The sequence below is a fragment of the Prevotella sp. TCVGH genome (assembly GCF_023522295.1).
Lineage (GTDB): Bacteria > Bacteroidota > Bacteroidia > Bacteroidales > Bacteroidaceae > Prevotella > Prevotella timonensis.
Window position 1 is genome coordinate 20,665 of record NZ_QFFX01000033.1, and the last position, 9,513, is coordinate 30,177.

Genomic DNA, 9,513 nt, shown 5'->3' on the forward strand with positions numbered 1-9,513 from the left:
TTCAATGTCTTTTAGTCTTCGTATGACGTGTCGTCCTTGATACCTGCAAATGCCAATGCTTCTTTGCGTTCAACGCATGTCCCACATTTGCCACACTGCTTATTTCCTCCCTTATAACACGACCAAGTTTCGGCATAATTGATACCCAGCTTTTTACCTCGCAAGGCTATCTCACCTTTGCTAATCCGTGTATAAGGTGCTAAAATGGTGATACCTTCAAAGGTTCCAGCAACCATGGCTTGCGAAAAACTATCAATAAACTCAGGTCGACAATCGGGATATATGGTATGATCACCGCCATGATTCGCAATCATCACATATTTCAAATGGTTGCTTACAGCTAATCCGCAACCCACTGCCAGCATGATTCCATTGCGAAAAGGGACCACCGTCGATTTCATGTTCTCTTCTTCATAATGCCCTTCGGGAATAGCATCATCACCTTCCAACAGACTGCTTTTGAAATAATCGTGAATAAACGACAGGGGGATAACAATGTGCCGTATGCCTAATCGTTCGCAATGCATCTTTGCCAAGGGTATTTCTTTTTGGTTATGATTGCTGCCATAATCGAATGAAACGCCTATAGCGATACGCTGTTGATACTCGTAAAGCATGGTAATGGAATCCATGCCACCACTCACAATAATTAAACTATCTTTTTCCATTTTATTCCTTTCCATTCTGGTTATCCACACTATGCGCTTCTGCCTATAGAGGACAGCTTAGGTACTCAGTTATTCACCAAGGAATAGTGCAAAACTAATACATTTGTTTTTTCTTTATACAAAAGTACTACAATAGTTTTATCCCTACAAAATTTATAGCACATCCTTCGAAAAAAATGTATTGGAACTGATTAAATTCATCCCATCAGAGGGTCGATAGCAAGAGTTTGTGTTTTAGAAATCAATAAAAAACAGTAAATTTCCTCATGACTCAAGTTCCTTGGAAAGAAGTGAGCGGCATTTTTATATGTTGCTTTATTTGTAGAGGAAAGACTCTTAAAAATGTTTAGCTTAGTGGAAATGGCAATTTTTCATAAAATTGCAAGCTGCATAAAAACATGCTTTGCGGAAAGAGGGGGATTCGAACCCCCGAACCGCTTTAGACGGTTACACGCTTTCCAGGCGTGCCTCTTCAGCCACTCGAGCATCTTTCCTTTTGCATTTAGCTGGTGCAAAAGTAATATATTTATCTTGAATTCGGACGAAAAAACGATAAAACTTTGCGGTTATTCTTTAGAAATGCACAAAAAGATGCGCATTATCACAATCGGAATGGATAGGCTACAACGAGTTCTGTAAGGTCTGCTTTCGTTTCATGCGCCTTGATATTAATACCCAGTTTCAGCCCGCCAGCCGAAGAAAATGTATAATGCAATCCGATTCGCTCGTAGAATCGTGACTCATTGAACAGGGCATTATAACCCATCTGACGATGCAAATACCAACCAAAGGACATTCCCAAAGACAATTGATGATAAAAAACTTCGTGCTTGGCAGCAATTCCTAACGACCATGGGCTGTGCTTTGCGACGTTTCCTTGTTGTGCATCTAAGTCGGCAATGTGCGAGGCATAGGTGCCATAAAACCAATCTATGCCGATTCCTGATGCCCAACGACGGGCATATCGACACATCACGTCTGCCTGCACCGAATAGGCTGCATAAACTTTGAAGTGTTCCGTGCGATAATCGGGATGAGAAGAGGGGGTTCGAAATTGTGTTGTGAGCCAATCTTCCAACATCGTTTTAGCTCCCATTCCTGCGGATAAATTCAGATACCAATATCGCTCAAAGGGCTGTGGTGAGTAGGCTTTTGTTCGATGTGCCAACAGGTTGTAATAAGGCTCATACACCACACCGATTGATGTTCCAAAAGAGTTGGAACCCTTGTTGGGGCGGTAAAGCGCACCATTACTATGATGTACAAACTCCAATCCGCCTCTAATGCCCCATTGTTCGTTGAGATGATAGGTTGCATGTACGCCAGCTCCAAAATAAATCAGCGCATTTGTTCCTATCAACTCGTTATCGATGTTATTTTGCTTGTTGTACTTTGTATGGCTATAACCAATGCCAAAACTCAACGAATAGGCGGTCTCCCAATGTTGATGACGAGCAAATGGGCGATAAAATTTGCCGTATAGGGAGAGTGTATTCCCCAAGTGTGAGTCGTAATCCACCATTTCTGCCATTCCCCATGCCGTATCTGGGCTGCGTCGTAGGCGTACCTGATGATTAAACATGTATCTCACACCTAAAGTAAGCGATGGATATCCAAAGTCTGATGCATAGGCGTCGCTGTCTGTGGGTAATGCCACTCGCCCTATTTCCGCTGCTATCGATAGGTTGTTTGTCTCTCTAATCCACTTCGCTGCATACTTGTCCAAAGCGAGAATCTTACCCGGCATGACGTGGAGGGAATAGTTATAATGGTGTAATGAATCAGTCTCAGCGGCCTGAACAGTAGTAGAAAGTATCAAAAATGCGAAGATGGCGTTCAATAATCTCATGCTCCTACAACGTTTCATCCATTCGTATTCCAAAAATGCGTTGAACATTTGCATTTGTTTGTCGTACAACTTCTTCTTCTGGTATTTTGTAACTCTCTGCTAATTGCTTCATGACATACGCAACAAATGCACTCTCGTTCCGTTTTCCACGCATAGGAACAGGCGCCATATATGGACTGTCCGTCTCCAAAACAATACGGTTCAGGGGTACGTTGGCGGGTAACATTTCACGGAGATGACTACTCTTAAAGGTCAGCACGCCCCCAATTCCCAAAGCAAATCGTTCGAATGATAACAGTTCTGCCGCCTCTTTCTCGTTTCCTGTGAAGCAATGAAAAACGCCACCAGGCAAGTCTTTTTCGTGTTTTCGTAACAGTTTCACCATCTCGTTTTGAGCCTTTCGACAGTGAATCATCAAGGGCAGTCCAAATGCTATCGACCACTTCACCTGTTCTTCAAAAGCTTTCAGTTGTTCACCTTCGTATTCTCTGCTCCAATAGTAGTCAAGACCTACCTCTCCCACAGCGATGATACGAGGGTTGTCATTTGGTGCTTGTAAATTTTGTTGTAATAAACATTTCATTTCTTCCAGCACCTTCTCCCAATCTTCTTTCACTTCTTCGGGATGTAGTCCTATCATCGGGTACACCACATCAGGATAACTGCGGCTCACACGCATTACATCTGGGAAGTGCGCCAAATCAATGGCAGGGACAAATATCTTGCCTACACCTGCCGTTTGCGCACGTGCTATCACTTCAGGCAAATCGTCCTTAAACTCTTCTCCATCCAAGTGGGCATGAGTATCTACGAACTTTACACTTTGAGCGTTGGACATCTAACGAGACTTTCTAATTTTTTGAGATTTCTACTTTGAACTTGGCAGCGTGGTTCATTCATACTAAAAAACAGCTACTCAACTCTTCTTAAAAAAGTCGAACAATCGGATTTCGCATCCTTTCATTTCACCCTATTCATGAGTTGGTTGGCATACGACAGCAGTTCTTGCTTTCGGTCGGCAGGCAACTTCACTGCTTCTAAATATTTTTTGCTTTCTTCAAAATAATAAGCAATCTTATCTTTTGCCAACTGTTCAATTCCCATGGCATTATAAAGAGCTGTCACTGCCTCAATCTTTTCTTGCTTATCGAATTGCTCTCTTTGTATCCATTCGGTGAGTTCGGCACGTTGTTGGGGGGTTGCTAAATTAAATGCGTTAATCAGCATGTAAGTCTTCTTATTGCTGATGATGTCTCCACCTATGGCTTTCCCAAACACCTTGGTATCTCCGTAAACATCAAGGTAGTCGTCTTGTAATTGAAATGCCAAACCAATTTTTTCTCCAAATCGATACAAATTCTCTGCATCTTCTTGACTGGCACCTCCCAAAATGGCACCAATTTTTAGGGCGCAAGCCAAAAGTACACTTGTTTTAAGCCGAATCATTTCAATATATTCGTCTTCTGTCACATCATCCCGCTTCTCAAAGTCCATATCATATTGCTGTCCTTCTCCAATCTCTAAAGCAGTTTGGGTAAACAGGTCAATCACCTCTTTTAAGTAATCAGCCCGACAAGTAGCCATGCGTTGATAAGCCAATACCAACATTGAGTCGCCACTAAGTATGGCAGTGTTTGCATCCCAACGTTTATGCACTGTTGCACAACCGCGCCTTAGGTCTGCACAATCCATCAAGTCGTCATGCAATAAAGTATAATTATGGTAAGTCTCAATGGCACAGGCGGGCATTAGGATTTCTTCTGGATGCTCTTGATACAGATTGTAAGCTAACATCATTAAGATAGGACGAATGCGCTTTCCACCCAACGACAACACATATTCTATCGGTTCGTAAAGATGACGTGGCTCTCGGTTGTCAGACAAACGCTCGAGTTGCTCATTGATTAACTTCAGCATTTTATTAGATGTCATCATAGCAATGTATATATTTAATTGATTTTTATAATTTAAAGACCACAGGCACTGCCACCATTGTGCGACAGGGACGATTGTTTTGTACACCGGGTGTCCAATTGGGCATCATGCGTATCACACGTAAGGCTTCTCTATCCAAATACGGATCAACCGACTTTTCGAGTTTGATATCGGCAATACTTCCGTCTTTATTGACAATGAATGAGACGACAACCTTTCCTTGCACCTTCTTGCTTTGTGCAATTGGTGGGTAGCGCAACTGATTAGTCAGCCATTGTACAAAAGCAGACCCACCCCCGGGGAACTCTGGCATCTGCTCTACTATTCGGATATTCTGAGATTGGTTATTCACCAAAGGGATAGGAGGCAGGGCTTCTGATATCTTCGCATTTAATGCCTCTGCACTTCCATCACCAATAAGTAGCGGACTGGCTGTATTGGGTAGCAATCTATCTATTTGTTGTTTCAAGGGAGCATCTACCGCTTTGATACGGTCAGTAACCACTTTTGTGGAGGGTTGAGAAGCAGTACTCACCATTTCTTTTTCGTCTATGGCTGGATGTAACTCAATGTCTTGCGCCAATTCGTCCAACATATCCTCCGACGATGTGTCCTCTTGTGGTTGGCTATTATATTCGAACCCAACAAACAAGAGCGACAAAACGAGAATGAGACCTAACAAAAAACCTGTTGTCTTACTCTCTTCAAGAGAGGGCTTTTCTGATTTCTGATGCACTACCATGATTACTTTTTCCTCATCCGCATCCTCTTGAGCCACTGCAATAAACTGCCGTTTCTTCCGTTATTCAGTATACGAATTAGTACACAAAGATAATAAGTTATTTGAAAATAGTTGTAACTTTGCACATAAATTAGGAAAATTAAATGAAAAAAGCCGCATTTGTCCTCTTCTCTTTATTTCTTGTGAACACCGCCTATGCACAAGAAAGCCAGACAACATACAACTTTCTTCGTGTACCCATGAGTGCGCATGCGGCAGCCTTGGGTGGAGACAACGTTTCAGTGATTGAAGACGACGAAGCCCTTGTTTTCCATAACCCTGCATTGCTCACTTCGGTGAGTGACAAAACACTCAACTTGAACTATCTCAACTATATGTCGGGCGTCAATATGCTGAGTGTGGCTTTCAACAAACTTATCAAAGAAAGGGCATCTGTAGCACTTGCTGCCCAATATGTTGACTATGGAAAGATGAAGCAAACCACAGCTGAAAATGTCCAAATAGGAGAATTTTCAGCCAAAGATATTGTGCTGTCTGGCTATTTCTCCTATATGTTGTCCGACTTATGGTCTGGAGGTATTGCGGCTAAGTTGCTCACATCTTATATTGGTGGCTACAATTCATTGGCAATGGGGATTGATGTCGGGATTAATTATTACAACCCTGACAAAGGTTGGTCGGCATCCTTGGTTGCCAAAAACATGGGAGGACAGTTGAAAGCCTATGATGATAATTACGAGAGTATGCCTCTGGATGTACAATTAGGCGTGAGCAAACGGCTGATACACACTCCTTTAAGGTTTCATGCTACTTTGGTGGATCTCAATCACCTCAACTACAAACTGATACATCATTTGGTTGCTGGAATAGACATCTTATTCTCCGACCAAGTATGGGTGGGCGCTGGTTACAACTTTAGGCGTGCCAACGAAATGAGCATTACCAGCATTGACGAGGAGAGCAACCATGGGGCAGGCTTTTCGTGTGGAGCGGGCATCAACCTTCATCGCTTCAAAATCAATCTTGCTTACGGCAAATATCATGTTTCCAGTAGCTCGGTTGTCATCAACGCTGCGTACCAATTGTGATACTGTAAACCAATAGATGGCATGGTGGAGGCTGTAGAGAGCCATGCAACTTATTCTTATCCATCGGTTCTTTTCCGCTGAAACAGCACATTATTCATATTGTTCTATTTCGTTCCTATGTCTCGTGCATCCTTTCTATCTATGGTTGCTATTTCCTAACTTAATATTTGGATGACGTTAAATTTGAACCAACAAAAGCACTTTCAAAATAACAACTTTGTCCTGTTATTTTACCAAAAAACCGCCATCTAAAATCTTCAAAATAGAAAATTTCAATAGGCAAATGACCTGCAAAAATGGGCTGATTTGAGCAAAATAAATGCCTTTTTAAGTTGAAACATAGATTTAACGCCCTTGGAAACATACATTAGCGGTGTTATTCACATACTTCAACGGCATTAAAGCATGCAAATAGCAGGCTTATCTCAATGCTTCAATCGCCAAAAAGTGGTAGAAACACGAAAGAAAAGAAGCTCTTTAGGTGTAACGTGTTCAATAACAAAGGATTATGAAACGTTCTTATTTTTAGCGTATTTGCGACCCACTTTGCCGTTGGTTGATTTTATGCGAGTTATGAGAGGTACTTTGTAAAGAAAATTCAGCATTTATTTTTAATCCACAAAGCGTATCACCCATTTTACAAAAGCTGTTTTGTTAGCATATTTTTTATTGTAAAAATATTGTCTTTTTTTTGAAAGAGTCGTGCACTGCCTCCAAAAAGTATTTTGAGCATTAGGCTTCATTTAGAGAGAAAAGCCGTAATTTTGCTTTGTTATGAAACAATAGTTCGTTAAATTTTGAGATAAATGTTGCGCAGCTTTCCCTATTTGGGTTGATTGGAAAACCGCTACGTATAAGACGTTTTTTTGTACTTTCGTAAAAAAGTTTCCATTTATGGTTCAGTAAATCCACTTTCATGTGTAATATAGATGTATGACGGACAGAAAACAACTTGCATCGCTCTTCAAGCAACACTACCGTGAAATGTACCGCTTGGCAAGCATCATGCTCCATGATGATGCCGAGAGCAAGGATATTGTGCACGACGTCTTTGCCTACATTCTTGAAAGTGGAAAGGACTTGAAGGCGGATACGGCAGTTGCGTATTTGATGACAAGCGTGCGAAACAGATGCTTGAACCGCATCAGGAACATGGAAATTCAGGAGCGGGTGGAAAGACTTTATCTTCTTGACCAAGAATTGGAGCAATGCCAAGAGCCGAGAAAATTGGAGGAGGAGATAAAGGCATTGGAAAAAGAATTGGAAAGGATTCAGCCGCCCAGATGCCGGGAAATCCTGTTGATGCACTACCATGGCAAGCACACTTTCAAAGAGATTGCCCAAATGATGGGCATAAGCGAGACTGCCGTCTATAGACATTTGCGTCATGCAATGAAACAGTTACGTGAACAACTAAAAAAAGGTAGAAATGGAAAAGACTGAACTTTTGCTTCAAATGATGGAACACCCCCACGAATACACCCGTGGGCAATGGGAGGAGCTGTTGGAAGACGAGGAATGTAGGCTATTGTATTCCTTGCTCTCCAAGACGAAAAGTGCCGCCAGTGCCAACGAGAACGATTCCCGACTGACGGAAGAAGATGTGGACAAAGAGTGGAAACGATTGGCTCACGAATATCCGGTAAAGGCACAAGTCGTTACGCTTTGGCGAAAAGTGGCAGCCGTATTTATTGGCGTACTGCTGGTTTCGGGCATTGCCATTGCCACCATCAGCACGGGCTTTTTCGGCTTCCGTTCCACAAACAGACATTCCGCTGCGGGGAACAAAGCGAAAGAGTCAAGAACTATTGTCGCTGCCGATACTGTCCGAAAGGACACGATAGCCGTACCCGCTGTAAAACTTTTCGACAATGTGCCTTTGGAAAACATTCTTGCAGAACTATCCAACCACTATCACATCAATGTAGTTTACCGCAACGAGGAAGTAAAACAACTGCGCTTGTTCTTCGAATGGAATTCCTCGTACCCCATAGGAAAGGTGGTGGAAATGCTCAACCACTTCAAAACCCTGCAATTCCAATTGGAAGCGAACCAACTAATTGTTGAATCACAAAGCACGACCGAGCCATGAAAAAAGTCTTGTTTCTTATTCTCATGTGTGCTTTTGTTTTCAATGTTAGTGCACAGCGCATCACGCACGAGTTCCGCAACGTTTCTATGTCGGATGCTCTCAAATTTATTCAAGCACAAAACACACATTATAAAATAGTGTTCATTTACAATGAACTGGAAGATTTCAAGGTGACGACTTCCGTCCAAAACAAGCGTGTGGGCGATGCCATTCAGCAATTGATTGGCTTCTATCCCATTCTAATGACCATTGGAGAAAGCAACGACATCTACGTGGAGTGTGTACAGAAGGCGGAACGAAAATACATCGGTCATTTGGTGAACCGCAACAATCGTCCCATAGAGTTTGCCAACGTGGCATTGCTCAATCCCAAAGACAGTTCTTTCATCACGGGTGGCGTGACCAATAGCGACGGATTGTTCGTCATTCCATGCGACGTTCATCCCGTATTGGCGCGACTATCTTTCGTGGGCTACCGCACAGCTTATGTGCGTTTTTCACAAAACAGGGTGGGAACACTCCGCCTATATGAAGACACGAAAACGCTAAAAGAAGTAAAGGTGACTACCCTTCGTCCCACGGTCACTTATAAAGGCGACCGTTATTCAGTCAATATCGGCAACACGATTCTTGGGGTTGGCAACACGGCGGAATCGCTCTTGACGCAACTTCCCGGCGTGTGGCTCAACGGAAATGACATTTCTATCAATGGCATTTCTGGTGCACAGGTCATGATAGACGATCGCAGCATCCACCTTTCGGGCAGCGAACTCGTGGCTTATTTAAAAGGCATCCGCTCGGAAACCATTGACAAGATTGAGATTATCCCCAATCCTTCTGCCGAATTTGCGGCACAGGGCATGGGAGGTGTGTTGAGGATTCTTACCAAAGAACGGCAAAGCGGCACGCAACTGGTTGTCGGTGGCACTGTAGATTTCATCAATTACAAAGCCGTCAGACCATACGTCTCCTATGGCTACGGAAAAGGAAAGTTCGGTTTTGATATCTCTGCCAATGGCACTTTCGGCAAAGGCTATTTGTGTGCGGATGAATTGACCAAAAATATTGCTGTCCGGTAAAACTTTATTAAACAAAATAATTTAGGGCTGACACTTCTCACGAGGTGTCAGCCCTTTTGG

The 9,513-nt window shown here is 42.8% G+C and carries 9 protein-coding genes and 1 tRNA gene; 4 read left to right on the forward strand and 6 right to left on the reverse strand.

Annotation, left to right across the window (positions count from 1 at the left end; translation table 11 throughout):
- Nucleotides 1–11: 11 nt before the first annotated feature.
- From queC to DEM91_RS07625, 6 genes are all read right to left on the reverse strand, one after another.
- A complete protein-coding gene (queC, locus tag DEM91_RS07600) occupies nt 12–668 on the reverse strand; it encodes a 7-cyano-7-deazaguanine synthase QueC (RefSeq protein ID WP_249858501.1) in 657 nt (218 codons plus the stop codon).
- A 406-nt stretch (nt 669–1,074) separates the two neighbouring features.
- Nucleotides 1,075–1,162: transfer RNA gene (locus tag DEM91_RS07605), tRNA-Ser, on the reverse strand.
- A gap of 107 nt (nt 1,163–1,269) precedes the next feature.
- Nucleotides 1,270–2,517, reverse strand: coding sequence for an acyloxyacyl hydrolase (locus tag DEM91_RS07610; RefSeq protein ID WP_249858502.1), 1,248 nt, complete (start codon nt 2,515–2,517; stop codon nt 1,270–1,272).
- Nucleotides 2,518–2,521: 4 nt separating this feature from the next.
- Nucleotides 2,522–3,355 carry a TatD family hydrolase gene (locus tag DEM91_RS07615; protein WP_249858503.1) on the reverse strand — a complete coding sequence of 278 codons (834 nt, stop codon included), beginning with the start codon at nt 3,353–3,355 and terminating at the stop codon, nt 2,522–2,524.
- Nucleotides 3,356–3,477: 122 nt separating this feature from the next.
- Nucleotides 3,478–4,452 carry a polyprenyl synthetase family protein gene (locus DEM91_RS07620; protein ID WP_249858504.1) on the reverse strand — a complete coding sequence of 325 codons (975 nt, stop codon included), beginning with the start codon at nt 4,450–4,452 and terminating at the stop codon, nt 3,478–3,480.
- Between the two features lie 25 nt (nt 4,453–4,477).
- On the reverse strand, nt 4,478–5,230 hold the full coding sequence (locus DEM91_RS07625; protein ID WP_249858505.1) for an energy transducer TonB: 753 nt from the start codon (nt 5,228–5,230) through the stop codon (nt 4,478–4,480).
- A gap of 107 nt (nt 5,231–5,337) precedes the next feature.
- Here DEM91_RS07625 and porQ point away from each other — a divergent pair, with 107 nt between their 5' ends.
- The 4 genes from porQ to DEM91_RS07645 all read left to right on the forward strand — a co-directional run bounded on the left by porQ (nt 5,338) and on the right by DEM91_RS07645 (nt 9,453).
- Nucleotides 5,338–6,282, forward strand: a complete 945-nt coding sequence (gene porQ / locus DEM91_RS07630; RefSeq protein WP_025072281.1) for a type IX secretion system protein PorQ — start codon at nt 5,338–5,340, stop codon at nt 6,280–6,282.
- A gap of 933 nt (nt 6,283–7,215) precedes the next feature.
- Nucleotides 7,216–7,725, forward strand: coding sequence for an RNA polymerase sigma factor (locus tag DEM91_RS07635; protein ID WP_249858506.1), 510 nt, complete (start codon nt 7,216–7,218; stop codon nt 7,723–7,725).
- The gene (locus DEM91_RS07640; protein WP_249858507.1) at nt 7,712–8,374 is read left to right on the forward strand and encodes a DUF4974 domain-containing protein; all 663 of its coding nucleotides are present in this window, start codon (nt 7,712–7,714) and stop codon (nt 8,372–8,374) included. The genes DEM91_RS07635 and DEM91_RS07640 overlap by 14 nt, the downstream gene beginning before the upstream one ends.
- Nucleotides 8,371–9,453, forward strand: coding sequence for a TonB-dependent receptor (locus tag DEM91_RS07645; RefSeq protein WP_249858508.1), 1,083 nt, complete (start codon nt 8,371–8,373; stop codon nt 9,451–9,453). Before DEM91_RS07640 ends, DEM91_RS07645 begins: the two co-directional genes overlap by 4 nt.
- Nucleotides 9,454–9,513: the final 60 nt, after the last annotated feature.

Bases quoted from the DNA above. Each gene is read 5' to 3' on its own strand.
- queC (WP_249858501.1), bottom strand. From the start codon at position 668: ATGGAAAAAGATAGTTTAATTATTGTGAGTGGTGGCATGGATTCCATT.
- porQ (WP_025072281.1), top strand. From the start codon at position 5,338: ATGAAAAAAGCCGCATTTGTCCTCTTCTCTTTATTTCTTGTGAACACC.
- DEM91_RS07610 (WP_249858502.1), bottom strand. From the start codon at position 2,517: ATGAGATTATTGAACGCCATCTTCGCATTTTTGATACTTTCTACTACT.
- DEM91_RS07635 (WP_249858506.1), top strand. From the start codon at position 7,216: ATGACGGACAGAAAACAACTTGCATCGCTCTTCAAGCAACACTACCGT.
- DEM91_RS07640 (WP_249858507.1), top strand. From the start codon at position 7,712: ATGGAAAAGACTGAACTTTTGCTTCAAATGATGGAACACCCCCACGAA.
- DEM91_RS07620 (WP_249858504.1), bottom strand. From the start codon at position 4,452: ATGATGACATCTAATAAAATGCTGAAGTTAATCAATGAGCAACTCGAG.
- DEM91_RS07645 (WP_249858508.1), top strand. From the start codon at position 8,371: ATGAAAAAAGTCTTGTTTCTTATTCTCATGTGTGCTTTTGTTTTCAAT.
- DEM91_RS07615 (WP_249858503.1), bottom strand. From the start codon at position 3,355: ATGTCCAACGCTCAAAGTGTAAAGTTCGTAGATACTCATGCCCACTTG.